Source organism: Providencia sp. PROV197, from assembly GCF_028479625.1.
Classification (GTDB): domain Bacteria; phylum Pseudomonadota; class Gammaproteobacteria; order Enterobacterales; family Enterobacteriaceae; genus Providencia; species Providencia vermicola.
Map to the genome: position 1 here is coordinate 168,327 of NZ_JAMPNZ010000006.1, position 24,907 is coordinate 193,233.

Below are 24,907 nucleotides of genomic sequence, written 5' to 3' on the forward strand. Positions count from 1 at the left end.
AATGGGATTTAGTTAGAATGCTTGATGTACTTGGGATTGGAAGACTTTAGAAGACGTTGCTAGAAGTGAAGATGGCGGAGGAGGAGAGATTCGAACTCTCGGATGGTTTCCCATCGGCGGTTTTCAAGACCGCTGCCTTCAGCCGCTCGGCCACCCCTCCGCAATGACGTGCACTATAAACATCCTCTTCGTGGATGTAAACCCCTAACTTGTTCGTTCGCCTTAAAAATATACGCATTTCAGTCTGTTGGGTGAAAATATCAACATTTTAATTCGTTCGCTTGGGTTATGGGCTCATTTTTGCTAAATTTGTACTCTGTTTTTTTGGGATTAATAAAGTATGTTGCTGTTTAACAATCAAGAAATTGAAACGGACTCTCAAGGTTATTTGCTCGATAGCCAACAATGGTCAGAGGAACTCATCCCTTTACTTGCGCAAGAAGAAGGCATTGAACTGACTCATGAGCACTTAGAAATCATTCGTTTTGTGCGTAACTTCTACTTAGAATTTAATACATCCCCAGCGATCCGCATGTTAGTCAAAGCCGTTTCGCAACAATTTGGGGAAGAAAAAGGCAATAGCCGCTATCTATACCGGCTCTTTCCAAAAGGGCCAGCCAAACAAGCGACTAAACTTGCTGGCTTGCCTAAGCCTGTGAAATGCATTTGATTTCTTACTAATAGCGGACATTAAAATCCGCTATTGGCGCCGTTTGCCAGCTTTCACTAAAAAAATGATCAATTTTAGCCCCTGGTGGTCCACCCGCTTTCAACCAGTCATCGACAAATTCAATATCTTGCTCTGAGCCATAAATCGCAAGTTTTACACTGCCGTCTTCACGGTTGCTCACAAAACCTTTAAGCCCATTTTGATTGGCCCAATGATAGGTCTGATAACGAAAGCCAACCCCTTGAACTCGCCCATAAATATAAAAGTAACGGCCTGATGTTGTCATGTTCGCCTCCTTTTTAGAGCATAATAGTGTGGTTCTCTTTTTTAGCTGTTGTTTTTTACCCGTTGAACAGATAATCTGCTAGTGAGGCACTGCTTTCTCAACGTTGCATATAGAGACAGTGTATTGCGTTATTGCTAATTGTCCATACGTTAACTTGAAAACGCGCAACACTGCCCACATATAGATTGAAGTACAAGCAAGGCTATTAGGAGGTCGCTATGATGATCACCAGTAAATATGGGATCGGGCAACAAGTCAGACACAAACTTCTCGGCTATTTAGGGGTCGTTGTTGATGTGGACGCTGAATATTCGCTCGAACAACCACATGATGATGATATTGCCTCAAACAGTACGCTACGCGATCTGCCTTGGTATCATGTTGTTATGGAAGATGACAATGGGGATGCTGTTCATACTTATTTGGCTGAAGCACAAATTACTTATGAATCTGCAGATGACCATCCTGAACAACCTTCGATGGATGAACTTGCAGAGTCAATAAGGTCTCAGTTGCAGGCACCGCGTCTGCGTAACTAATTTTTCTTCTCATTAATGAACGCAACCGTAAAGCAGCACTTAGCTGCTTTACTTTTTAACTGTTAAGTAAAATCATTATTTCTCAAGTCCTAAAGCTGGAATGTCTTGTTTTGGGCATCTGTCCATCACAAACTTCACTCCCGCTTCTAATGCAATTTTTTGTGCCTCTTCGCTAATCACGCCTTTTTGTAGCCACAAAACATTTGCCTTAGCAGCAACGGCTTCTTGCGCGATACCGACAGCAGCTTCTGCATTACGAAATACATCCACCATATCTATTGGCTCATTTATGTCACTTAGCTTTTCATATACCAACTGGCCTAACAACGTTTGCCCTGCTAATTTTGGGCTGACAGGAATGACGTGATAGCCTTGATGTAATAGGTATTCCATGACTTCATAACTGGGTCTATTAACTTTTTCGCTCGCACCGACTAATGCTATGGTCTTCACGCTTTTTAAAATTTCAGCAATTTCTTGATCTTTCATCAAAATATCTCCCAAAACCAGTAAACTATTCACTAGCATTATGATATATCTGGTACATCTTTGCCCAATCAATTTTAACGATATTTAAAGTCCATCTGACTTAAGGGAAAACCATGGAATCAACAACCCGTATTATAGGTGCCTCAAAAAATATTGCTTTAGTTGCCCATGACCACTGTAAGTCGTCTTTGCTGTCTTGGTCTACGAAAAATACACAGCGCCTGCAAGCTCATAAACTGTATGCGACGGGAACAACAGGTAATTTGATTAACCAGCACACAGGCTTGCCAGTCACGAGTATGCTAAGTGGCCCAATGGGGGGAGACCAACAAATTGGTGCCATGATTGCAGAACAAAAAATCGACCTTTTGATTTTCTTTTGGGATCCACTCAATGCTGTACCCCATGACCCTGATGTCAAAGCCTTACTGCGCTTAGCAACCGTGTGGAACATTCCTGTTGCCACTAATCCTGCAACCGCAGATTTTCTCATCACCTCACCATTTTTTGATGAGGCAATCGATATTGTCATCCCTGATTATCAAAGTTACCTAACCAAACGCACAGGCTAATACATCGATTGCCCTGTGCCAAACACTTTCAACACAGGGCAATATCATTACGGTTTTTTCTGTCTTGGTACACCTAATTGTCTGAGCTCCTCAACAAACTCCGATGGGTTTTCAGGGTTATAGAGTAGCCAAACTTGCTGTTTTGCACGTGTTATTGCAACATACAGTAAGCGCCGTTCTTCTGCATTTTCAAATGATTCAGGTTGTGGCAATAATGCTTCTTCAATAATTGACTCTCTTGCTGGTGCAGGAAACCCATCTTTTCCACCATTGAGCCCACAAATTATAACATGATCAGCTTGTTGCCCTTTTGATGCATGGATCGTCATAAATTGGATATTCAACTTCGGCCAACGTGTTTGCGCTTTATTTAGAATCTCTGGTTTTAAATAATGATAACGCGCTAAAACCAATATTATTTCATCATCAAGCACATACCCGCTCATTTTATCTAACAAGCGCTCTAACGCCTCTTCATACAAAAGGACGACAGATTTTTTATTACCTTTAACCAAGCTGTTCAAAGGCTTATCTAGCTGGATAGGATTCTGTAAAATAAACTGGTTAGCAATGTCACCAATACGCTCATTAAACCGATAAGTGGTGTTCAGAGCACAAAGCTCCCCTTCACCAAAGTTATGTTCAAAAGATGTTGTCAAATCCAGCTCAGCACCACTAAAGCGATAGATAGCTTGCCAATCATCACCTACTGCAAACAAGGTTGTTTGCTTATTTTGTTGGCGTAACGCTTGCAAAAGCTTAGCCCTTAACGGTGAAATATCTTGAAATTCATCGACTAAAATATGTTTCCATGGACTAATAAATCGCCCTTTTTCGAGGATATTAACCGCTTGATGGATCAGCCCAGAAAAATCAACCGCCCCCTCTTCTTTTAGCGCGTTCTTCCATGCTTTGAGTAACGGAGCCATCAATTTAATACGCTTATGAAATAACTCTCGTATCTCTTCAGGGGCATTATCCACCATCTCTTTTTGGCTACCCCCATGCATTCGCATCAAACTTAGCCAGCGTTCTAAACGTGCAACGACTCTCTGGGTTATCTTTTCGTTTTGCCAGAACTCGCCATCTGGAATATCCCACATCAGCTCTTCACTCAGCCACTCTCGCCAACCTTTAGCTTGTGCTTTTTTACTTGAACACTGCTCGCGCCACTCTTTTAAGAGTAACGCTTGGCGTTTTTTAGTGTTGCTTTCTAGTTCACTGACTACAGGGGATTTTTTACTGCCTTCTCGAATAATATGGAGAGCTAAAGCATGAAAAGTTTTTGCTTGAATCTCATCTTGTTGCAAACGTAATTGAATACGCTCATTCATTTCATCTGCGGCTTTACGACCAAACGCTAACAGTAAAATTTGCTCTGGCTTTGCTAATCCCCGTAGAACTAACCAGCCCGCACGAGCCACTAATACAGACGTTTTGCCGCTTCCAGCCCCCGCAAGCACAAGTACGTTATCTTCACCATTGATAACGGATAAAGACTGAGAATGATTGAGCGGTGATGATTCCACTTGCTGAAAGAAATCGTGGTAACGAGTCAAAACAGATTCACACCATTTCTCATTGATTTGCTTACGACACTGTTGGCTATGATTCAGCCACTGTAGGCATAATTGGTACTGTACTGAACAATTTTCGAACTGCGAAATTCGGGCAAGGGGTAATGGCAGCGACGAAAACTGCTGTTTAATATTATCTTTAATCACCGTTAATTGGCGTAAACTCAACCATGCATCTTGCTGTGATATTTGCTCAATTTTATTGTTCAACTGAGTGAGAACCTCTGCACTCACTTGGCTCATCTCTCCACTCCATTGCTGCCATTTTTCATTTAAATAATGAAAAAAGCGCTGAGTTTGTTTCCATTCAGTACCATGCAAACGAATGACTTGCTCGTTTACAATTTCAAACTCTAACTCCCCCCAGACAATACCCCGCTTACAACGAAGATCGATAAGTTCATTAAAAGGGATAAGATATTGGTGATTTTCACCGCTAACTTCAATACCTGCGTTGAGTAAGCGAACCCGATTGTAGGGATGCTGAGCCAGACGCTGTCCAATCTGTGTTGATTTCAGTTCCATACGTCCTGCACCTAAGAATATCAATGACTAAAATACGTTGGCTTGATTCCAAACGGTTTTTTATTCCGAGTAAACACGCTATCCTATAAGGAATAGGGATTTTCTTACCTTTGAGGTACTTTGTGCTAACGCTGCTTACCAGTTATCGTCGTGTGCTCTATAACAGCCATATTCTATATTATATCCGAATCTTTATAGCCCTGACAGGCGCAACCTTATTACCATGGCTCTTAGGTCAAGAGCCAAAAATCACCATTCCGCTTACATTAGGTGTCGTTGCTGCTGCATTAACTGACTTAGATGATAGGCTAACTGGCAGAATAAAAAATTTAATTATTACTCTTTTTTGTTTTTTTATTGCCTCAGTTTCTATTGAACTTTTATTTCCTTATCCTCTATTTTTCTTTTTTGGATTAGCATTTTCCACCTGCGGATTTATTTTATTGGGTGCATTAGGGCAACGTTATGCCACCATTGCGTTCGGTGCATTATTAATTGCAATCTACACCATGTTAGGCGTCCCAATTTTCGATACATGGTACCAACAGCCAGCCCTTCTTCTAATAGGGGCAATCTGGTATAACCTTTTAACCTTAATCGGCCATATTTTATTTCCAGTGCGGCCATTGCAAGATGCCATTACGCAGTGTTACCAACAGTTATCAGCTTATTTAGATGCTAAAGCTAGCTTATTTGACCCCGACCTTGAAGATGATTATCAGCAATCTGTTTATGATTTAGCGCTAGTTAACAGCAGCTTAGTTAATACCATGAACCAAACAAAAAGCGCATTACTTAGCCGCTTAAAAGGCGACCGAGGGCAAAAAGGGACGCGCAATACTCTGCATTATTATTTTGTTGCTCAAGATATTCATGAGCGAGCCAGCTCATCCCATATTCAATATCAACAGCTTAGCCGTACACTTCGCCATCATGATATTTTATTCCGTTTTCAACGTTTATTAACTATGCAAGCCCGCGCTTGCCAACAAGTTGCTCAATCTGTGTTATGGCGTAAACCATACCAACACAATCCACGCTTCGAACGTACATTTGCTTACCTTGAAAATTCCTTGCAACTCCTCAAGGAACAATCCCCTACGCTCCATGAAATCAAGGCATTACATAATCTATTGAAAAACTTGAAAGGTATCGATGTTCAACTGAAAGGGCTGAGCCTTGAACAAAGCTCATGGCAACAAAATAATAAACAAATTGAGCAATTATCTGATGAATCGCTCTCAGGTTTTAGCGATATTATTTCACGCATTAATCACCATTTAACGCCAAAATCCTCTTTATTTCGCCATGCGGTGCGAATGTCAATTTTACTTTGTACAGGTTATGCAATTATTCAATTGTTTGATATGGAAAGGGGCTATTGGATTTTACTCACCAGTTTATTTGTCTGCCAACCTAACTACAACGCCACTAAACGACGTTTAGCACTACGTATCATCGGCACGATTGTGGGTATTATTATCGGCTTACCGCTCCTTAATTTAATCCCTTCAATAGAAGGGCAGCTTACTCTCATCGTGATTTCAGGGTTGTTGTTCTTCATGTTCCGAAGCAGCCAATATGCCCAAGCCACGCTGTTTATTACTTTGTTGGTTTTATTCTGTTTTAACCTACTCGGTGAGGGCTTCGATGTCGCACTCCCTCGAATTATCGATACCTTAATTGGCTGCTTTATCGCATTACTTGCGGTGAGTTTTATTTGGCCTGATTGGAAATTTCGCCAACTGCCTCAGGTTGTACAAAAAACCATGGATAGCAATTGCCGCTATTTAGATGCGATTTTATTACAATACTACCAAGGAAAAGACAACGGCTTAGAATATCGAGTAGCACGGCGTGAGGCACATAATAATGATGCCGAATTTGCTTCCATTGTCTCCAATATGGCATCAGACCCTAAATCTTATCGAATAACCCAAGAGCAGGCATTTCGTTTATTATGCTTGAATCATACTTTACTAAGTTATATTTCCGCCCTTGGCGCTCACCGAGAGAAAATACAAAATGAAGAGAATTTAACCTTATTAAATGATGCCATTTGTTATGTCGAATCTTCTCTACAAATTACCACGCTAGATCCATATATCGTTGATGAAAAATCAGAAAAGTTGCGTGATAGCCTCTTACACCGTATTGACAATATTTCAGCGAGTGATGATGAAAAAACATTGTTAATCATGGAGCAAATAAAGCTTTTACTTGAGCTTATTCCTGAAATAAAACAAATGATCCAGCAAATCAGTTCATCATAAATATTACCGATGAGCGGGTATTAGAATATAAAACAAGCTCTTAATACCCGCTTGATTTTCTGTTTTATGCAGTGCTGTCAATTAAACGGCTTAATTAAGCACCTTTACGATGACGCTATCACATTGTCGTTAATTCAAAACTATTATACCAGGCAATTAGCTCTTGCTTAATTGTCTTCGGTAATACTGCGCTGTGGCACCCTTCAATCGCGGCGGCTAAACCAATCAACAACTTAATACTTGGCTTATGCCTTCCATGTTGTTTTAACTTCATAAAACAGGCTTTCGCACCCACCATGCGTAAATCGTCAGCATGCAAGATCCCTATCTTCCCCAAAGCCCTTTCAACAGACATATTCATATTCGGTAAATCTTTTATTCTACGCGTTGTAACCTGCTTTTGTTGCAGTTCCTCAACAGCAGAATGGTAAGCAATTTCAATAAGTTGTAGAAGACGCTTTTCGTCACACCACATTTGCTCTGATAGCTGGTAATAACGCATTTCCAATGGGATACCTTTTTTAGTATAGACTAGCCTATCAAGCCCCGAGGCCTCAAAGTGGCTTCTCGCTAACAAACACCCTCTGAGATAAAAATGCCCATCCAGTAATAATCCCACAATCGCATCATCGACTAATAAACAGTATCCGCCAAAGTGGTTTTTGCGTTTAAGCTCACCCAACTGGTTTAATAAACGGTACAAATAAAAAATTTTTTCTTCTGATAACAACATTTACCTTAACTCCTTTTTGGGCCTGGTTAACTTTCATCCTTGAGAAAATTAATTTTATTATTTCTTTCATTACAAGCAATTACGCATAACCAATTCTGAGAGTTTCAATAAAAAATGCCAAGTAGAATGCATAGAAAAACACCAAAGTTGCGAAGCGCTTTGAAAAAATAGTCTTGATATTGGATGGATATACAGTTACTGTATGTTCATACAGCATTGTTGCGAGGTGAATTATGAGCATCTATTCTTGGAATAACACAACAGAACATTCTCTTAATAATTACACACAATCTTTCCAAACTGCGGAGCCAACCAATGGCTCAATGCAGCAAGGTATGGTGAGTGAACTTGTCTACGATGAAAAACATCCTATAATGGATTTCATCTTGTTGCCTATGCTGCGTCAGTTTGGTGTTCAATCACGTTGGTTACTGTGGTTAAGCCCAAACAAAAAACTTAGTAAACACTGGTTAGAACAAGCGGGTATTCCTACACATAAGGTTATGCAGTTAAATCATATGGCACCAATAACCACCATTGATGCAATGGAAAAAGCATTAAAGAGTGGTAATTACAGTGTTGTTTTAGGATGGCTACCTGAATTAAATGAACAAGATTTTGTTCGCTTACAAGACGCAGCACAAGAAGGTCATTCTATCGGCTTTATTATGCGCCCACAAAAGACATATAATATGGTGAGTATGCAATCAGGACAGCTAAACAACCTAAAAATTCATTCAACTCACTATCACTAACCAAGATTAAGAATTTTCTTACTAAATTTAACCTTTAGAAATATTTATCCCTAAAGTGAAATGAAAAGCATTGAAGATCAATCAGATAGATAAAAAACAATCATAATACGAAATATACATATCTCTCTGATTTATACACTAAAAAAATACTTTTTTTAACGTTTATTGCTCACTCTACTTGTATCTTTCTAAGTTCGTTGTAGACTTTAGCTTGTTAAGCTTACGGCATTATTTTTTACTTTTATTAATTTTTTGTAGATAATGTCTGCGAAACCTAGCAAGTAAATTGAACCAATGGCGAATAATAAGGCTCATTGAGGCCATGCCAATATTGGATGATAACGAGGCGTAAAAATGAAAAAAACAGCTATCGCAGTAGCAGTGGCAGTAGCCGCTTTTGCAACAGTTGCTCAAGCAGCTCCAAAAGATAACACTTGGTATACAGGTGCTAAATTAGGTTGGTCTCATTACGAAGACACTAAATTCACTCCTAACGGTGGCCCATCAGTAGGTAGTTCTACTGAGCGTGACACTTTAGGTGCAGGTGCATTTGCTGGTTACCAATACAACCAGTACATGGGCTTCGAATTAGGTTACGACTGGTTTGGTAAAATGAAATACAAAGGCGCTGACAAAGGCGACTTAACCTCTATGGGTGTTTCATTAACCACTAAATTAAGCTATCCAATCATGGATGACTTAGACGTTTATACTCGTCTGGGTGGTATGGTTTACCGTACAGAAGCTAAAGCTAACCAACGTGACTACAAAGAAACTGATACTGGCGTTGCGCCTGTATACGCATTGGGTCTTGAGTACGCAATCACTCCAGAGTGGGCTACTCGTTTAGACTACCAATGGGTTAGCAACTTAGGTGATAAAGACAATATCGGTACTCGTCCAGACAACGGCATGCTGAGTGTTGGTGTTGCTTACCGCTTTGGTCAAGAAGAAGCTCCAGTAGTTGCTCCAGCTCCAGTTGTTGAGCCAGCAGCTCCAGTTGTTGAAAACAAACGTTTCACACTGCGTTCAGACGTTCTGTTTAACTTCAACAAAGCTTCTCTGAAACCAGAAGGTCAGCAAGCTCTGAACGAACTGTACAACGAACTGAGCAGCATCGACCCAACTCAAGGTCGTGTACTGGTTGTTGGCTTCACAGACCGTATCGGTTCACAAAACTACAACCTGCCACTGTCACAAAAACGTGCTCAGTCAGTTGTTGATTACTTAGTATCTAAAGGCGTTCCAGCATCTGCAATCGCAGCTGAAGGTCGCGGTAAAGAAGATCCAGTAACTGGCAACAAATGTGACGCTGTTAAAGGCCGTGCTGCTCTGATCGAGTGCTTAGCGCCAGACCGTCGCGTTGAAATCGAAATTCAAGGTACAACTGAAGTTGTTACTCAACCAGGCGCTTAATTCTTAGCCCTCGTTTGAATTTTGAACTAAATACAAAACCCCAATTGCGATTGGGGTTTTTTTTGACTTAAAACTATGGAGGCTTTAGATTATTCAAAATCTATTTTAATAGCAGCTAATCCAACTTTTTACTAATCCAGTCAAGATACCTAACGATCATCCATCAATGCATTATTCATCACCACGATTTTTTGTAGTGCCTAGTATTGCTTGGAGATCCTGTTTCAATGTACTCATCTGATTTTCATATCTATCTTTATGTTCTGCATCTTCGATCAACTGGATGATCGTTTCTGACAATGTTTTATTCCGTTTTACCGCTAAATTAGATAAACGTTGCCAAACTGAAAAATTCAAATCTATTGATTTTTTTCGTGTATGCGGGTGCTCTGCATTAAAATGTCGTTTACGCCTAGCTCGAATACTTTGCTTCATCCGGTTATCAAGATCAGGATTCATATGCAGTGAAATCCATTTAAGCACTTCGCTAGGTCTATTTTCCGTTTTTAACAGCAATTCTATCGCTTCTTTTTCTGCGCTTCGTTCGATGTAACGGGTAATCGCTTCGCCAGCACGTGCTTTATTCACGAGGTACTCCCATTTCCAGCCACATTCAAGATTTTCAAGCTGCTGATATTTCATAATTTTTCCTGAAGAAAACCGAACCTATCTTTATATTAGCAATATTATAAACAAAATGCTCAAGCAGAAATTCGATTTAGTTAAATATTCATTTTTTCAGCAAAGAAAATAACCGTTCCTTGTCTAAATAGTGTAGAATCCGCATCCACCTGTTAACAATTTTATCATCATGCATGTCAACTTTTGAAAACATACTCGTCATCTATGGGGTTGGCGGCCTATGTGCAATGTTATTCACCCTATTTATCACGAAAGATCCAAGCTGTATTATGCGTCTACTTAGTGCTCTATTAATTGGCTTCACTTGGCCAATGACACTCCCTGTTGTGCTCATGTTTTCGTTATTCTAATCGATATTTCAACAATTATTGCTGCAAGATTGCCTATCAAAGGCTAATATAACAGTCTTGCCCACTGGGTAATTTACTGGCTTGAAAATCGTTTATAAAACAAACAATACGAATGGTCAATTGACCGAATAAACACAATCAAGTACATGCGCCCAGCTAACTGGCAGGCATTTTATTTATAACCCTATTAATAGCAGATAATCATAGTGATCAGTCAAGAACTAACATGGCAAGGCCTAATTCCTAATTTATCGTCATTTCAGACACATTTAGTCTCTTCAGAATCTCTGAATCCCGCAACATTTTCCGATATTCAACCTCGGTTATTTGATGGAATGCAGCGTTTCGTTAAGGAATTAGCGCATACCCGCTTTATGTTTATCAAATCTGATGAAAGTGAGAAGTATCTTTGCACTTATGCAAATGCAATTAACTCATTACTAGAAAACACATCAGTCATTGATGGGGATTATCAATTATCTGAAGATAAACATTCTTTCCAGTGGAAAGACGGCATTAAAAGCCGTTTTTCAACTCAGCAACCTATCGCTTATCGGCATTGGGTAGAACCAGAGCAATTATTGGGTTATGTTACTCCATCATTGCAACTCGTCCCGGGCCTAGTTCATCAAGTTAATGGTGGCGTGCTTGTAATAGCAGCAAACGCATTAATTAGCCAACCACTTATGTGGAACCGTCTAAAAAACATGGTTAACCGACGCCAATTAGAATGGTTACCCTACTCTGAAAATCAACCATTACCTATTGCTATAGAGCCTCACCCCCTTGAGCTCAACGTCGTGGTTGTTGGGGATAGGCTCGCATTAGAAGAACTTGAATATAGTGCACCAGAAATCTTCGATAGCGCTATTTATGGGGAATATGAACCTATCATGTTCTTCGAAGATGAAGAACAATTGTCCCTGTGGATGAGTTATATCAAATCCATTATAGAAACAAATTCATTACCTAATATTGCAGCTGATGGGTGGGTTCCTTTTATTCAGCAAGCAACGCGTTATTGTGAAGATAAATTCAATCTACCACTAGATACCCCTTGGTTAACACGCAGCTTGATAGATGCATCCCATTACTCAATCAATGGGCAGCTTACGCAAGAATCCTTTACCAAAGCAATTGAAAACCTCTTATGGCGACACAGTTTTCTGGCTGAGCGTACGCAAGATGATATTTTACAAGAACAAATATTCGTCAAAACAGAAGGCGAAGTTATTGGCCAAATCAATGGATTATCTGTCTTGCAATATCCTGGACATCCAGAAGCGATTGGCGAGCCATCTCGGATTACCTGTGTTGCTCACCTTGGTGATGGTGAATTCACGGATGTTGAGCGCAAAGCAGAGCTTGGCGGTAATATTCATGCTAAAGGCATGATGATCATGCAAGCTTACTTAAACTATGAACTGAAACTGGAACAACCACAGCCATTTTCAGCATCAATTGTTTTTGAACAGTCATATGGTGAGGTTGATGGTGATAGTGCCTCTCTCGCTGAACTATGCGCGTTAATAAGCGCCTTAGCATTACAGCCTATTGACCAGCAAATTGCGGTGACAGGTGCTGTTGACCAGTTTGGTTATGTCCAACCAATCGGTGGAGTCAACGAGAAAATTGAAGGTTTCTTCGATATCTGCGAAAAACGCGGCTTAACAGGCGAGCAAGGTGTGATTATTCCCATGGCTAACGTGCGCCATTTATGCACCAAAGCAGAAGTAGTTGAAGCTGTAAAAGCGGGTCAATTCCATATTTGGCCCGTCGAACATGTTGCTCAAGCGATTACATTATTAACGAAACAACCTTACTTTGAACAGCAAGTGGAAGGAGATAACGTACACTTGTTAGCTTTAATTCAAGAACGTATTAACCAAGCCAATTCCCCTGATAAAGCCAGACTTCCTTGGTTCTTGAAGTGGATGAGTTAAGTAAAGATTGCGTAAAAAATAGCAGATCGGAGTTGTTCAGCGTACAAGTGTAAGCTATCCTGTACCCCTACACATAATAAAGGCTATCTGAAGAACATGGTTGATAAACGCGAGTCCTACACTAAAGATGATTTAATTGCTTCTGGAAAAGGCGAGTTATTTGGGGAAAATGGCCCTCCACTGCCATCAGGAAATATGTTGATGATGGATCGCATCGTCAAAATGACCGAAGATGGTGGCACCTTTGATAAAGGCTATGTCGAAGCTGAGCTTGATATTAATCCTGAACTTTGGTTTTTTGGCTGTCATTTTACTAATGACCCTGTTATGCCTGGTTGTTTAGGTCTTGATGCTATGTGGCAGTTAGTTGGTTTTTACCTCGGCTGGCTAGGCGGCGAAGGTAAAGGTCGTGCTTTAGGTGTGGGTGAAGTTAAATTCACTGGCCAAGTTCTGCCAACAGCGAAAAAAGTCACTTACCGTATCAGTTTCAAACGCGTGATTAACCGTAAGCTGATCATGGGCTTAGCTGATGGAGAAGTATTCGTTGATGGTAAATTAATTTATACCGCAACAGACTTAAAAGTCGGTCTATTCAAAGATACCAGCGCTTTCTAAGTCACTGAAATGCAAACCTCCGCAATTGCGGAGGTTCTTAAATTGAGTGATACCTTTAATTTAAAAACCCACAAATAATTCCAAAAGGCAGGCAGGTTATTTAACCTAAAGGTTCAGATAATAGTGGAATTAAACAACGGCTACGGTTCGATCCTCCATCGCTTTACGCCAACCACCTAACCAGTGCGAACGAGCATCTACAGCCTGATATGGACACAATTCTTTAGAGCGCCCTGCTAAACCAGCTTGATAACCTCTTGATAAAGCTCTTTCTAAACGGTCTCGCTTCTGTCTTTTCATGCCTTACTTCCCTCATCATTTAAATGGAAAAGAAAACAGCACCTACTATTTCTTAATAGGTACTCTATAGAAATAGCGCCCACCGAACAGAAAATCAAGTAAAGATTTTCATATATTTGTCATAATTGGCATAAATGTGACTTGTATAGCCCATTTATAACAACCATTTGAATCTATTGAAATTTATAAATATCTCTTTAATAATCATCATTTTAGAATAACTAAAAACGACTATTTTTAAACCTATCCTAAAAGCGTGTTTAAACAGAATTTCTAATGACAAAAAAATGCACCTCAGGTAATAGTAATCATTACGTATACCTAAAGTGCACTTAGAAAACGAATTAAAAGATGATTAATTAGTGTTTATTAATTTCATCAGCAATCCCTTTGGCAACTTGCTGCCAACCTGCTGCCAACGTACGGACTAATTCAGGATAACCATCTTCCTGCTGATCCAGTTGGACATCAAAATTACGACGGATCACATTTTTATCCTTTGAGTATGTCCAGAAGCCTTGAATGAGCACCTTACCATCATAACGACCATTAAAAGCCGTGAGTGTAATATCCAAGGTATCTGGTGAGTTTTGTAGTGGCTGCAACGAAACTAGCTTTTCAGGTAACGCTGCTGACAATTCACTCACCATTGACTGCCCTAGTTGCTGCTCTAATGGGCTTGCCCATAAGTGTGTACTTGCATTGGTGTAGCTTACATCTGTCGTTTGATAAGTGATGCCGTTCGACGTCAATACATCCGATAACATAATGCGCTGCAACCATACTTGGCCTTTATTCATCACCGCCACAGATTGCGTTTCAGAAGCGTGTATTGGCAACTGGTAATACATTTTTTCTGGTGTACTACTACACCCTGCCAACAACAAAACAAATATCGATATCAGATATCTCATTATTTTTTAACTCCTTTCGGCTGTACATCCTTAGTTGGTTCGGCTTCAAAGACTAATGCATTACTCTTATTGTTTAACGTTCTTAACAGTGGCTGAACTTCTCTCAAGACTTGATCTAAACGCTGCATATTATCCACCATCTTATTATAAGCAGGTGAGCCTGGTTGGAAGCCTTGCATTGCACGGTTCATTTCTTGCAACGTTTTTTGTAAATCATGTGGTAAATTTTGGAACTCTTTACTTGCCATTACTTTATTCAGCTCAACTAACATTGCGTTGGCTTCTTTTACCACTTTTTGCCCTTCTGCTAACGTTTGTGTGGTTTGGTTCAACATAGGCTCAATTGGCATATTGTTGATTTTATCCAGCACTGCAATCACTTTTTGCTGAATCTGCGCTAAACCACCACTGGTCGTTGGAATGATTTTATACCCAGCAACCACCGTTGGGCCTTTATATGGCTCAGCATTAGGGACAAAGTCTAAATCAACAAATAGTGCACCCGTCAGTAAATTACCCGATTTCAATGATGCTCTTAACCCATCTTTCATTGCTAATTTTAATTCATTTTTTAAATTAAAATTCGCGCCTACATCTTTAGAAAAACGCTCTGGTTCGATATGAATAAGGACAGGAATTCTAAAGTCATTATCCAGTGATTGGTCTAAACCCGCGGTATAGAACGGAACCTGTGCAACAGTCCCTAAACGAATACCCCGGAATTCAACAGGTGCCCCAGGCTGCAATCCACGTACAGAATCAGAGAAAAAGAGAACAAAGTCTTGGTACTGGGTATACAGTGAATTTTGAATACTGCTTTGGTTATCAAACAGTTCAAACTCTGTATTTTCCTTAACACTGGCTCCAGGAACCCATCCCGCAGGGACATCAAAACTTACACCGCCGGTTAATAAAGTGGCAATTGACCCCATTTCGACATGTACACCTTGAGATGACATATCAAAGGCAATGCCACTGTCTTTCCAGAAACGCACGTTTGAACTGATAAGTTTGTCATAAGGCGCATTAATAAACAGTTGATAACGCATATCGCGCTTATCCATATCAAAGTTACTGGTTTCGACAGAGCCTACGCGGTAACCACGGAATAAGACAGGGTCACCTGGATTGAGCTGCCCCGCTTTATCACTGGCTAAAATAACGCGGATACCTTTAGCATCAGGAGATGCTAAAGGTGGTGTATCTAACAAGGTGAATTCAAAGTGTTCTTTTGCTGCAAGACCAGGCTGAAGCTCAATATAAGCTCCTGAAAGTAACGTTCCTAGGCCTGTAACACCATCGCGACCAATTGCAGGTTTAACAATCCAAAATGCCGAGTCAGTACGAAGTAACTCTTTCATTTCATTATTTAAACGCGCTTTAATGATGACACGACTAAAATTGTCATCTAGCGTCACGCTTTCCACAACACCGATATCGACACTGCGGCTTTTAATTTTGGTCTTACCAGCTTCGATTCCTTCCGCATTGTAAGTGATCAATGTCACTTCTGGGCCTTGGTTACTAAAGTGATAAAATAAGATCCAGGCCCCAAGTAAAACTGTGACAATTGGGATCACCCATACAGGTGACCAACTTTTTAGCTTACTGACTTTGGCATTAGCCTGTGGTGTTTCTTGTGAGGTCACCCTATGGCTCCTTCTTGTTCAGCAGTATTCACTGCATTTTTCGCATCACAACGATCCCAAGTCAATCGAGGGTCAAATGTCATCGCCGCAAACATCGTTAAAATCACGACAACACCAAAGAAAATAATCCCCATCGCAGGAACGATGCTCATTAACTGCCCCATTTGGACTAAAGAGGCCAAAATCGTAATCACAAATACGTCAATCATTGACCAGCGACCAACATATTCCACCAGCTCATAAATAAAATGCATACGATGAGGATCACGGTTGCCATACCCTTTTGAATCAAGGCACAACCAAGCAATTCCAATCATTTTCAGCGTAGGAACCATAATACTGGCGACAAAGATAACCATAGCAACGGGGTATGAACCATCCCCCCACAGCAAAATAACCCCATCAATAATTGTGGAGTTTAAGTCACTGCCTAATGTATTTGTCGTCATCATCGGCAGCACATTTGCAGGAATATATAACATAATGGACGTCACAAGCAGCGCCAATGTCCATTGTAAACTTTGATGCTTACGAACACTGCCATAGGAATGGCAACGTGAGCATTTAGATTGTTCCGCAGGTAAAATCGCAGTGCAAACCAAGCACAAGCGTATATTTTGGCTTATACCTGTTTGACCCACTTTCAATGGATGTATGAGCTTTGGTGCAGCTTCAATACGATTCCACAACCAATGCCTATCCAGGCATTGGAATGCTCTCACCTGTAACATGCAATATATACAGTAAGGCAAAAAACTTAGCCCAATACCAATATCACCGTAGGCAATCAATTTGACGAAACTGACTAAAACACCCGCTAAGAAAATCTCCGCCATGCACCACGCTTTCATTTGGAATAAAATCCGCGTGATCACTACTTTAATCCCTTTAGGAATATGAACTTGTAGCCCTAAAAGGATAATGGTGACCATACAAAAAGCAGGTATGACTAAAGAGAAAAACAAGAAAAATAGCGCCAGACCGCTATAACGCGTCGTGGCGATAATTTCAATGATTTGAAAAAGCGAAATTTCATTTTCAATACCCGCTGCGCTCATTTTTACAAAGGGAAACATGCACGCAATGAATAACATAATCAACGCACTAAACGCATAGGCAGCGGGCTGCTTATACGGATATCGCCACTTTGAAACTAATGTCGTCTCACAGCGTGGACAGGTTGCTTTACTGCCTTGTTCCAATTCAGGAACCGCAACCAACATATCGCACTGAGGACAAAGTACATGTTCATGAGACTCATGGGTACACAAAGAATATTCGCTCCTCTAATCGATTAATTAGCTCATCCGTTCTTAAGCAATTCAAGCTCTTGCCAGCGGTCAAACGCGTGTTCCAGTTCCGCTTCTTTTGCTGCTAACTGGCTTAATGTTTGCTCTGTAACATCATGAGGTTGATTGAAGAAATCCGCATCACCAACTTTAGCTTGCAGTGCTTCAATTTCCGTTTCCAGTTGTTCAAGCTTAGCAGGTAGTTGTTCCAGTTCACGTAATAAATTATAACTGAGTTTATTTGGGCGCTTTGCCACTTCTTTTGGCTTGGCTGTTTTTTCTTGCGCAGCTACTTTACTCGTTTGTTCGGCTTTCAAACTCACGGTTTGTGCTCTTTGCTTTTGCGCGTCAAAATAGCCACCCACAAAACGGTTAATAATGCCATTGCCTTCAAAGATCCAGCATTCTGTTACGCTATTATCAACAAATTCACGATCATGGCTCACTAGCAGGACAGTTCCTTGGTAACCATCCACTAACTCCTCAAGTAACTCTAATGTTTCGACATCAAGGTCGTTGGTCGGTTCATCAAGGATCAGTAAGTTACTTGGTTTTAAGAATAATCGAGCTAATAATAACCGATTACGCTCACCACCTGATAAGGCTCTGACAGGTGTCATTGCACGTTTTGGTGGGAACATAAAATCTTGCAAGTAGCCTAATACATGGCGTGGCTTGCCATTTACCATCACTTCTTGTTTGCCTTCCGCTAGGTTGTCCATGACAGTTTTATCAGGGTCTAATGCAGCTCGATGTTGGTCAAAATAAGCAACTTCCAGTTTTGTACCACAATGCACACGACCGCTGTCTGCTTGTAAATCACCTAGCATTAAGCGCAATAGTGTGGTTTTACCACAACCATTTGGTCCAACTAATGCAATTTTGTCACCACGCATCACCTGTGCAGAAAAATCGTTTACTAGAACTTTATTATCGATTTGATAATTAACGTTTTCCATTTCAAAAACAATTTTACCTGAGCGGGCTGCTTCACCCACTTGCATTTTCGCTGTTCCCATCACTTCACGGCGCTCTGAACGCTCAACTCGCAGTGCTTTCAGGGCACGAACACGCCCTTCGTTACGGGTACGACGCGCTTTAATACCTTGGCGGATCCACGCTTCCTCTTGAGCCAGTTTTTTATCGAACTCTGCATTTTGCATTTCCTCAACGCGCAAGGCTTCTTCTTTACTGACTAAATAATCATCATATGTCCCTGGCCATGAGGCTAGCTGTCCGCGGTCTAAATCGATAATACGGGTTGCCATATTACGAATAAATGAACGGTCATGGGAAATAAACACGATACTGCCTTGGAAATCTTTAAGGAAGTTTTCCAACCACAGAATGGTTTCGATATCTAAGTGGTTTGTTGGCTCATCTAAGAATAAAACCCGTGGGTTGCTCACTAACGCACGCCCCAGCGCCGCTTTACGTAGCCATCCCCCAGAAAGGGAGGAAAGCTCCGCATCCGCAGGTAAGCCCAATTTTTTCAGCACATCGCTGATACGAGAATCCAATAACCATAAATTACGGTTATCAAGAACTTCTTGTAATTCAGCCATTTTATTTAAGTTTTTCTCACTAGGATCTTCTTCCACCACTTTGGCAATATGGTGGTAATCCTTCAGGTATTGCGCTTGCTCCGCAACACCTTCTGCAACGAAATCAAAAATGGTGCCTTCCACATTACGCGGAGGATCTTGCTGCAAGCGTGCAACAACTAAGTCCTGTTCGTAAACCAGTTGGCCATCATCCAAAGGTTGTTCTTTCGTCAGCACACGCATCAGGGTTGATTTACCCGCACCGTTTCGACCAACCAAGCAAACACGCTCGTTATCTTCAATATGAATTTCAGTATTATCAAGTAATGGCGCATCACTGAAGGAAAGGTATGCACCCGATAAATTAATTAAAGCCATTGATTCTATCCTTTACTCTGCGTGGCGAATTAACCAGCAGTTATGAATTTGACGATTACGTGCAAAATCTTCAGAAAGCGTTTTCGCAGTGATTTCTTGTGCTTGTAGTCCTAGCTCTTTGATTGCTTCCATATCCATTTTGAAACCGCGTTTGTTGTTTGAGAACATCACAGTTCCGCCGCGGCGTAATAGTCGTTTTAAATGTGTAATCAGTTGTACATGGTCACGTTGCACATCAAATGTGCCATCCATGCGTTTTGAATTTGAGAATGTAGGCGGATCAATAAAGATCAGATCAAATTGTTCATTGCTGTTTGCTAGCCAGCCTAAACAATCAGCTTGAATTAAGCGATGTTGACGCCCCGTTAACCCATTCGCTTGTAAGTTTTTTTCTGCCCATTCAAGGTAAGTACGGGACATATCGACTGATGTCGTGCTTTTCGCGCCCCCCAGACCTGCATGCACGGTTGCCGTACCTGTATAACAAAATAAGTTTAAGAAATCAGTACCTTTGCTCATTTCCCCTAACATACGACGTGCGATTCGGTGGTCTAAAAATAGCCCTGTATCAAGGTAGTCAGTTAGGTTAACAAGCATTTTGGCATTGTATTCTTGCACCAAAAAGAAATCGTCTTTTTGTGCCAGTTTTTCGTATTGCTGTTTGCCTTTTTGGCGCTGACGTGTTTTTAACACCAATTGATTTGATGTTAATTCTAATACGTTCATCGTCGCCGTGATCACGTCAAATAAACGCTGACGTGCTTTACGTTCATCAACAGTTTTTGGTGGTGCATATTCTTGGATCACCACTTTGTCACCATAGATATCGACTGCAACATTATATTCAGGCAAGTCAGCATCGTAGACACGATAGCTTTCAATACCCTGCTGTTTTGCCCACTTCGTTAATTTTTTCAAATTCTTACGTAAACGGTTCGCAAAATCAGGGGAAATTTCCGCAACGGTTTCAGAAGGCGTAGCCGCTAATTGGTAATTTTTTTGTACACAATCTAATGGACCATTTTTCGCTTTGAATTCGCGCTCTGAACGTAATTGCAAACAGCTTAATAATTCAGGTGAAGCGCTGAAAATCGATAAACGCCAGCCTGGGAAACGCGCTTTCACGACACGGCCTAATTGGCTGTGTAAGGCAATTAAGGCTGGCTCACTTTCTAAACGCTCACCATATGGTGGGTTACTGATAATGGTGCCGACTGCTTCTGTTTTAACGGGGTTTTCTAACGCAGCCGCATCACCTTGATTGAAGGTAATGACATCTTGAAGGCCTGCCCGACGCGCATTCGCGCGCGCCATTTCCAGCACACGCTTATCAATATCAAAGCCATAAAAACGCGAAGTATTCTCTTTTAAGCCTTGGCGAAAACGCACTTGTGCTTCTGTGGTTAGCTCGCGCCATAATTCGGCATTAAATTTTGACCATGCATAAAATCCCCAATGGGTACGATGCAAACCCGGTGCTTTGTCTGTTGCCATCATCGCGGCTTCGATTAATAACGTCCCCGAACCACACATTGGGTCAACTAATGGTGTACCTTGCTGCCAACCAGAACGGTTAATGATCGCCGCGGCTAACGTTTCTTTTAATGGCGCTTGCCCTGCTAAGTCACGGTAACCGCGAATATGCAGAGAATCGCCACTTAAATCTAACGCTACGCTGGCTTTTTCTTTATTCAGGTACACATTAATACGAATATCTGCCTGTTGGCGTGCAACATCAGGACGTTGGTCTAACTTGCGAACAAAGCTGTCGACAATGGCATCTTTCACTTTTAAGGCGCCATATTGACTATTACGAATTTCTTCGTTAGTCCCTGTAAAATGCACTACAAACGTATCATTCACAGAAAAAATTTCAGACCAGTCAATCGCCTGTACACCAAGGTATAAATCTAAGTCACTGTAGACATCAAAATCATTCAATGGCAATAAAATACGCGATGCCAGCCGACTCCACAGTAAGCTTTGGTACATGACCCGTTCATCGGCCTGAAAATAGACGCCCCCTTGGGTCACTTTGCACTGGCTAGCACCGAGAGCTTCCAGTTCCGTTTTCAGTAGTTCTTCTAGGCCACGAGCTGTGCTGGCAAACAGAAAATTCATAGTATTTATTACCGATTTCGATGAAAAATTGTTGCGCATTATAGCTAATCTTATGCAGTTGTCATAAAGTTGCTGCGCACAATTATAAGGATTAAAAAATGATCACGCTTTCGCGCCTTTATACGCACCCAGTAAAATCCATGAGAGGGGTGCGCTTATCTCATGCCTTCGCTGATACTAGCGGTTTGACTTTTGATCGTAATTTTATGATAACCACGCTGGAAGGTAAATTTATTACGGCGAGAAAATACCCGCAAATGTTACTGTTTACACCTGTTATGCTCAATAATGGACTTCATCTTCGAGCCCCCAATGGTGAAAGTGCAACAGTATTGTATCAGGACTTTGATGAGAAACAGAGCCCTACCGAAGTTTGGGGCAATCATTTTCACGCACTCATCGCACCCGAAACAATAAACAGCTGGTTAAGCACCTTTTTTGATGAGCCCGTTCAGTTACGTTGGCTGAGCCCACTGCTTTCTCGTCGCGTGAAAGAATACCAAGACGTGCCGATGTCATTTGCTGATGGCTACCCTTTTCTGTTAATAAATGAAGCGTCAGTTCAAGAACTACAACGCCGCTGCCCTGCCAGTATTAAACTTGAACAATTTCGGGGTAACTTAATTATTACTGGCGCAAAACCGTTTGAAGAAGACACGTGGAAAACGATTCAAATTGGGGATGTCGTCTTTACTTTAGATAGGCCTTGCAGTCGCTGTATCCTCACAACCGTAAGCCCAGAAAAAGGCATTAAACACCCCAATAGCGAGCCATTAGCGACATTACAAACTTTCCGCTCAGATGAAAACGGTGATGTCGATTTTGGGCAAAATGTAATAATTCAAAATACAGGCGTCATTCGTGTTGGTGATACATTAACCGTATTAGAAACTAAGACCGCCAAACAATATTTAATGCAAGAAAGGGAAAATGACCTTTCCACGCAAGATACTAAATATCAAGTTAGCAAAGTCAGCTTAATTTTCGACGAAACCGAATATGAAGGTGATAACCAAAATGTGATCCTTGAACAACTTGAATCTCACGGTTTAAATATACCCTATTCATGTCGAGCGGGTATTTGTGGTCGGTGTAAAATTAAATTAGTGTCTGGTGAAGTGACGCCATTAAAACAAAGTGCAATTAGGGAGAATGGTTATATATTAGCCTGCAGTTGTATCCCTAAAACAGCATTAAAATTAGCATTTAAGTAAAATTTAATTTTGGATATTTAACACCATCATCTATTTTTATTTATGATGGTGTTAACATTCCAACAACCAAATTAATGATCATACTGAAAAGAATAATTTTATTTATTCGTTTTTTGATGTGATCTATGATGATCAATCAAACCACATTTCCATATAACTGTCGTTTGGCTTTAGATGAATATTCAAGCATGCGATCATTCATGATCTTAATTGGATCACAAAATCTTAAAACACGATCAGGTAATTCCAAAACTGGCTCTGCCAATAAACACAAACTTGCACAAGATCCAGCTTCCGCAATAATAAATGTGGAATAATGATGGCTATTTTCTAAGCACACTTGAATAATCTGCCCTTGCTTGGGCGTATTAATCGCATGGAATGAAGAAAAATACCAACTTTTTGGCATTTGCGGTTTTAAAAAACGATAAGCTACAAGACTATTAAGCACTAATTCGGCCCTTTCTTCTTGTGTAATATTTAATCGTTTAGCTTGCTCATCAAATAAATAAAATTCCCCAGCGTCCTCAATACTAAATGGCATTTCATTACGAGCAAATACCGTCAGCATTTTAGCTGGAAAACATGAACGAAATATCATGCCGTTGGCGAGATCTAACATCACCCTGTCATGGTCATGATCAAAATACCAACGCCAATGATCATCTGGTTTAATATTCATAAACGGATCCTTTAGCGATTTACCGGTAAATATATATAAGAACGATCATCAATACGATCTTTCCTAAATTTACTCTACAGCTAATTTTTATACGCTAAATAATTCGCCTTGCAGACAACTGGATAATGTTATTGTCAAATAACACATTCGCTGAAAATTGAAATAAAATTGATATAAAAATAGCCACTATTAGCAATATAGTTTAAAAGGGGGCATAAAGAAACCCCCTTGTTAAGTAAATTTACAATTTACTAGATATGATTGACAATATCTTTAATTAATTTTGGTCCATGATAAATAAAACCAGAATAAATTTGAATTAATGAAGCACCTGCTTCCATTTTTTCACGTGCTGCGGTTAATGAATCTATTCCACCCACACCAATAATCGGAAGTTTGCCATTTAATTCACGAGAAATAAGTTTAATCACTTGGGTGCTTTTTAATTGAACAGGACGTCCACTTAATCCACCCATTTCATTGCAGTGATTCAAACCTTGGACAAGAGAGCGATCTAGCGTGGTATTAGTTGCAATAACACCATCAATATTATGTCGGACTAAGCTATCTGTGACTTGAATAATTTCTTCTTCGGATAAATCAGGTGCCACTTTAACAGCAACAGGGACATACTTATTGTGCAATGATTGCAGTTCTAATTGCTTTGCTTTTATTCCACTTAATAAATCGTCGAGTGCTTCACCATATTGTAATGAACGCAAACCTGGTGTATTAGGTGACGAGATATTAATGGCAATATAACCTGCATGTGCATATACCTTATCCATACAAATAAGGTAATCATCTTTACCTTGCTCAACAGGGGTATCTTTATTTTTGCCAATATTAATGCCAATAATCCCGCCATAATTGGATTTTTTAACATTCTCAACAAGGTTATCAACACCCTTATTATTAAATCCCATGCGGTTAATGATCCCTTCCGCTTCAACTAAGCGAAAAAGCCTTGGCTTATCATTTCCTGACTGAGGACGTGGCGTCACAGTACCAATTTCAACAAACCCAAACCCCATTGCACCAAATGCGTCAATGCATTCACCGTCTTTATCCAAACCCGCGGCAAGCCCAAGTGGATTTTTAAACGAGAGTCCCATGCATTGGGTTGGTTTGGTAGCAACAGATTGGCGAATCAGACATTGAAAAGGGGAATGGTTTAAACGTTGAAGCTGGCGAAAAGTCATTTCATGCGCTTTTTCGGGGTCGAACTGGAATAGTGCCTTGCGGGCAAGGTGATATAACATATCCAATAACCTATATTCTGCTAGTGCGTTTCAATAAGAAAGACATCATGTCGCACGCACCCAATGCCACCAGCAATTAAGCTTTATGAACATAAGCTTTAGTGAACACTAAAGTGCAAACGATGTTTCGTCGGATAAAACGCGCTATAGATTACCCTATTTGAACGCT

At 40.6% G+C, this 24,907-nt stretch carries 23 protein-coding genes and 1 tRNA gene; 10 read left to right on the forward strand and 14 right to left on the reverse strand.

Features of this window, described 5'->3' with window-relative positions:
- Positions 1-72: 72 nt before the first annotated feature.
- Positions 73-160: transfer RNA gene (locus tag PR808_RS03840), tRNA-Ser, on the reverse strand.
- 180 nt (positions 161-340) lie between these two features.
- Between PR808_RS03840 and tusE the strand changes: the two genes are divergently transcribed.
- Positions 341-670, forward strand: coding sequence for a sulfurtransferase TusE (gene tusE / locus PR808_RS03845; RefSeq protein WP_225817886.1), 330 nt, complete (start codon positions 341-343; stop codon positions 668-670).
- A 7-nt stretch (positions 671-677) separates the two neighbouring features.
- Here tusE and PR808_RS03850 read toward each other — a convergent pair whose 3' ends face one another.
- A complete protein-coding gene (locus PR808_RS03850; protein ID WP_206086682.1) occupies positions 678-956 on the reverse strand; it encodes an acylphosphatase in 279 nt (92 codons plus the stop codon).
- Positions 957-1,174: 218 nt separating this feature from the next.
- Between PR808_RS03850 and hspQ the strand changes: the two genes are divergently transcribed.
- Entirely contained in the window at positions 1,175-1,495 is a 321-nt protein-coding gene (gene hspQ, locus PR808_RS03855; RefSeq protein WP_206086681.1) for a heat shock protein HspQ, read from the forward strand.
- Positions 1,496-1,570: 75 nt separating this feature from the next.
- Here hspQ and PR808_RS03860 read toward each other — a convergent pair whose 3' ends face one another.
- A complete protein-coding gene (locus tag PR808_RS03860; RefSeq protein ID WP_272538741.1) occupies positions 1,571-1,984 on the reverse strand; it encodes a CoA-binding protein in 414 nt (137 codons plus the stop codon).
- Positions 1,985-2,097: 113 nt separating this feature from the next.
- On the opposite strand from PR808_RS03860, the gene PR808_RS03865 reads away from it, so the two are divergent.
- Entirely contained in the window at positions 2,098-2,556 is a 459-nt protein-coding gene (locus PR808_RS03865; protein ID WP_206086679.1) for a methylglyoxal synthase, read from the forward strand.
- A 47-nt stretch (positions 2,557-2,603) separates the two neighbouring features.
- Here the strand turns inward: PR808_RS03865 and helD are convergent, their stop codons facing one another.
- Complete coding sequence (gene helD / locus PR808_RS03870) at positions 2,604-4,658, reverse strand: DNA helicase IV (RefSeq protein WP_272538742.1); 2,055 nt, start codon at positions 4,656-4,658, stop codon at positions 2,604-2,606.
- A gap of 122 nt (positions 4,659-4,780) precedes the next feature.
- On the opposite strand from helD, the gene yccS reads away from it, so the two are divergent.
- On the forward strand, positions 4,781-6,931 hold the full coding sequence (gene yccS / locus PR808_RS03875) for a YccS family putative transporter (RefSeq protein WP_272538743.1): 2,151 nt from the start codon (positions 4,781-4,783) through the stop codon (positions 6,929-6,931).
- 118 nt (positions 6,932-7,049) lie between these two features.
- Here yccS and PR808_RS03880 read toward each other — a convergent pair whose 3' ends face one another.
- On the reverse strand, positions 7,050-7,664 hold the full coding sequence (locus tag PR808_RS03880) for a TfoX/Sxy family DNA transformation protein (RefSeq protein ID WP_206086676.1): 615 nt from the start codon (positions 7,662-7,664) through the stop codon (positions 7,050-7,052).
- A 233-nt stretch (positions 7,665-7,897) separates the two neighbouring features.
- Between PR808_RS03880 and sulA the strand changes: the two genes are divergently transcribed.
- Together sulA and ompA are read left to right on the forward strand one after the other, a co-directional pair.
- Positions 7,898-8,419: an SOS-induced cell division inhibitor SulA gene (sulA, locus tag PR808_RS03885; RefSeq protein WP_206086675.1), complete on the forward strand. Its 522-nt coding sequence runs from the start codon at positions 7,898-7,900 to the stop codon at positions 8,417-8,419.
- Positions 8,420-8,773: 354 nt separating this feature from the next.
- Positions 8,774-9,835 (forward strand): porin OmpA, encoded by a 1,062-nt coding sequence (gene ompA, locus PR808_RS03890; protein WP_272538744.1) that lies wholly within the window; start codon positions 8,774-8,776, stop codon positions 9,833-9,835.
- Positions 9,836-10,006: 171 nt separating this feature from the next.
- On the opposite strand, the gene matP is transcribed toward ompA, so the two are convergent.
- On the reverse strand, positions 10,007-10,477 hold the full coding sequence (gene matP, locus PR808_RS03895) for a macrodomain Ter protein MatP (protein WP_206086673.1): 471 nt from the start codon (positions 10,475-10,477) through the stop codon (positions 10,007-10,009).
- 173 nt (positions 10,478-10,650) lie between these two features.
- On the opposite strand from matP, the gene PR808_RS03900 reads away from it, so the two are divergent.
- The 3 genes from PR808_RS03900 (at position 10,651) to fabA (ending at position 13,385) form a co-directional block, all read left to right on the forward strand.
- Positions 10,651-10,827 carry a GhoT/OrtT family toxin gene (locus PR808_RS03900; RefSeq protein WP_206086672.1) on the forward strand — a complete coding sequence of 59 codons (177 nt, stop codon included), beginning with the start codon at positions 10,651-10,653 and terminating at the stop codon, positions 10,825-10,827.
- Positions 10,828-11,033: 206 nt separating this feature from the next.
- Positions 11,034-12,770: a Lon protease family protein gene (locus tag PR808_RS03905; protein WP_272538745.1), complete on the forward strand. Its 1,737-nt coding sequence runs from the start codon at positions 11,034-11,036 to the stop codon at positions 12,768-12,770.
- 96 nt (positions 12,771-12,866) lie between these two features.
- Complete coding sequence (gene fabA, locus PR808_RS03910) at positions 12,867-13,385, forward strand: bifunctional 3-hydroxydecanoyl-ACP dehydratase/trans-2-decenoyl-ACP isomerase (RefSeq protein ID WP_206086670.1); 519 nt, start codon at positions 12,867-12,869, stop codon at positions 13,383-13,385.
- A gap of 129 nt (positions 13,386-13,514) precedes the next feature.
- On the opposite strand, the gene rmf is transcribed toward fabA, so the two are convergent.
- The 6 genes from rmf to rlmKL all read right to left on the reverse strand — a co-directional run bounded on the left by rmf (position 13,515) and on the right by rlmKL (position 21,580).
- On the reverse strand, positions 13,515-13,685 hold the full coding sequence (gene rmf, locus PR808_RS03915) for a ribosome modulation factor (RefSeq protein ID WP_004909639.1): 171 nt from the start codon (positions 13,683-13,685) through the stop codon (positions 13,515-13,517).
- A 359-nt stretch (positions 13,686-14,044) separates the two neighbouring features.
- Positions 14,045-14,599: a membrane integrity-associated transporter subunit PqiC gene (pqiC, locus tag PR808_RS03920; RefSeq protein ID WP_206086669.1), complete on the reverse strand. Its 555-nt coding sequence runs from the start codon at positions 14,597-14,599 to the stop codon at positions 14,045-14,047.
- Positions 14,599-16,248: an intermembrane transport protein PqiB gene (pqiB, locus tag PR808_RS03925; RefSeq protein ID WP_206086668.1), complete on the reverse strand. Its 1,650-nt coding sequence runs from the start codon at positions 16,246-16,248 to the stop codon at positions 14,599-14,601. The genes pqiC and pqiB overlap by 1 nt, the downstream gene beginning before the upstream one ends.
- The gene (gene pqiA / locus PR808_RS03930; protein ID WP_206086667.1) at positions 16,245-17,519 is read right to left on the reverse strand and encodes a membrane integrity-associated transporter subunit PqiA; all 1,275 of its coding nucleotides are present in this window, start codon (positions 17,517-17,519) and stop codon (positions 16,245-16,247) included. Before pqiA ends, pqiB begins: the two co-directional genes overlap by 4 nt.
- Positions 17,520-17,551: 32 nt before the next feature.
- Positions 17,552-19,459 (reverse strand): ABC transporter ATP-binding protein, encoded by a 1,908-nt coding sequence (locus PR808_RS03935; protein WP_206086666.1) that lies wholly within the window; start codon positions 19,457-19,459, stop codon positions 17,552-17,554.
- A 12-nt stretch (positions 19,460-19,471) separates the two neighbouring features.
- The gene (gene rlmKL / locus PR808_RS03940; RefSeq protein ID WP_272538746.1) at positions 19,472-21,580 is read right to left on the reverse strand and encodes a bifunctional 23S rRNA (guanine(2069)-N(7))-methyltransferase RlmK/23S rRNA (guanine(2445)-N(2))-methyltransferase RlmL; all 2,109 of its coding nucleotides are present in this window, start codon (positions 21,578-21,580) and stop codon (positions 19,472-19,474) included.
- 98 nt (positions 21,581-21,678) lie between these two features.
- Here rlmKL and PR808_RS03945 point away from each other — a divergent pair, with 98 nt between their 5' ends.
- The gene (locus PR808_RS03945) at positions 21,679-22,794 is read left to right on the forward strand and encodes a YcbX family protein (protein ID WP_272538747.1); all 1,116 of its coding nucleotides are present in this window, start codon (positions 21,679-21,681) and stop codon (positions 22,792-22,794) included.
- 136 nt (positions 22,795-22,930) lie between these two features.
- Here the strand turns inward: PR808_RS03945 and PR808_RS03950 are convergent, their stop codons facing one another.
- Both PR808_RS03950 and pyrD read right to left on the reverse strand, forming a co-directional pair.
- Positions 22,931-23,476 (reverse strand): cell division protein ZapC, encoded by a 546-nt coding sequence (locus PR808_RS03950; protein WP_206086663.1) that lies wholly within the window; start codon positions 23,474-23,476, stop codon positions 22,931-22,933.
- Positions 23,477-23,727: 251 nt separating this feature from the next.
- Positions 23,728-24,738 carry a quinone-dependent dihydroorotate dehydrogenase gene (gene pyrD, locus PR808_RS03955; protein WP_206086662.1) on the reverse strand — a complete coding sequence of 337 codons (1,011 nt, stop codon included), beginning with the start codon at positions 24,736-24,738 and terminating at the stop codon, positions 23,728-23,730.
- Positions 24,739-24,907: the final 169 nt, after the last annotated feature.